The organism is Inquilinus sp. CA228 (assembly GCF_052078665.1).
Taxonomy (GTDB): Bacteria; Pseudomonadota; Alphaproteobacteria; order DSM-16000; family Inquilinaceae; genus Inquilinus.
In genome coordinates, this window is sequence record NZ_JBQJIK010000179.1 from 1 (window position 1) to 1,599 (window position 1,599).

A 1,599-nucleotide genomic window follows, 5' to 3' on the forward strand; every position below is an offset into this window, starting at 1 on the left:
CACATCGAGGAGGTCCGCCGTGCCGATGCTGTGGTTCGTCTCCACCACCAGACGGCCCGTGGCGCTCTGGACGAGGTCGCCCGTCACGGTCGTCCTGCCGATCGCGCCGGCGCCGCCGACCTGCAAGCTGCCGGCGTTGCGGAGCTGGCCGCCGTTCAGGTTGAGGGCCGTAAAGGCCTCGATCACGCCGCCGGGACGGTTGTCCACGACATTGCCGGTCCCGCTGTTGAAGACGATGTCGCCCGAGATCGTTCCCGTGTTCGTGACCTGGGTGTTGCCCGCCGGCGTGTCGGTCAGGATCGCCAGGCGATTGAGCGACGAGATGATCCCCGCATTGCTGATGTAGTTCTGGGTGCCGCCCATCAGCCGGATGGCCGCCGCGTCGCGCTGTGTGGGGTCTTGACCACCGGGGAAGGCAGCGTCGGTCTGGCCGCCCTGAACGCTCGAGTTGCGATCGATCAAAATCTGGATCTCGCCTGATGATGTTCCATCGCTCTGGGCGAAGATGCCTGGCGACCCCACCCCCGCCGCCTCGGCCAGGCTGCCGATGAGGTCGATCAAAATATCACCGCCGGCGCCGTCGCCGCCGGCCGTGCCCCGCGCCTGGATCTTGTCCTGGGAGCCATCCGCGTTGTTGTAGTTCACCAAGCCGCCGCCGCCGCCGATGGTCTGGGCGAAGATGGCCGGGGCATAGTCGCCCGTGGTCTGAACGCGGGCGTTCTCCACAAAGATCGAGACCTCCCCGCCAAAGCCGGCGTTGGACTTCACGGCCAGCGCCGTACCCGTCTGGTAGTCGTGGACCGAGGACGGATCGCCGGCGAAGCCGCCGCCGCCGCCGATGCTCTGGACAATGATGCCGTAGGCGCCCTTGCCGGCTGTGAGAATCGCCGTGCCCGTTTCGAGATCAACGTTGACATTGCCGCCGTTGCCGCTGGCGCCGCCGGGGCCGCCAGGCCCGCCCGCGCCACCCGGCAGGACGACCTGCCCCCCGACGGCCATCCCGCCGCCACCCCCGATCGACTGCGCCAGGATGCCATGCGCGTCCAGGCCGGATGTGGTGATGGCGCCGCCCGTGGTGACGGTGACGGCCCCACCGTTGCCGTCGACGCCGTTCCGGCCGCCGAACGTCAACGTCAGCCCGTGGACGTCGGCAACGCGTCCTTGCGGGTTGATGACGATCTTGGAGGGATCGAAGGTCTCGTCGGTGGTCATCGTCCGGACCAGCCCGCCGCCGCCCCCGACGCTCTGGGCAAAGATGGCGATGCCGTGCTTGCCGGTGGTGGTGATCGCGCCGTCCGTCGTGACGGCGACCGCGCCGCCATCCCCGCCGGTGCCGCCATTGCCGCCGACCCCGACGGAGAGGCTCTTCAGCGAGCCGCTGACGGTGCCGGCCAGCGATCCTTCGCCGCCGCCGCCGCCCACGCTATGCGCCAGGATGCCGAAGGCGGCCACGCCCTGCGTCAGGATGTGGCCGCCTGTCCCGTTGGCCACCGTCACGACACCGCCGTTGCCGCCGGCGCCACCCGTGCCGCCCACCCCGATCGCGGTCTGGATCGGCGTGTCGTCGGCGGCGCCGCTGGTCGACGTTGCGGCGCCGCC

At 70.3% G+C, this 1,599-nt stretch carries 1 pseudogene; it reads right to left on the minus strand.

The features are described 5' to 3' along the window. Window positions 1–1,497 (minus strand): annotated as a pseudogene (locus tag ACTOWL_RS37850) (hypothetical protein); the annotation flags it as partial. Window positions 1,498–1,599 lie beyond the last annotated feature (102 nt).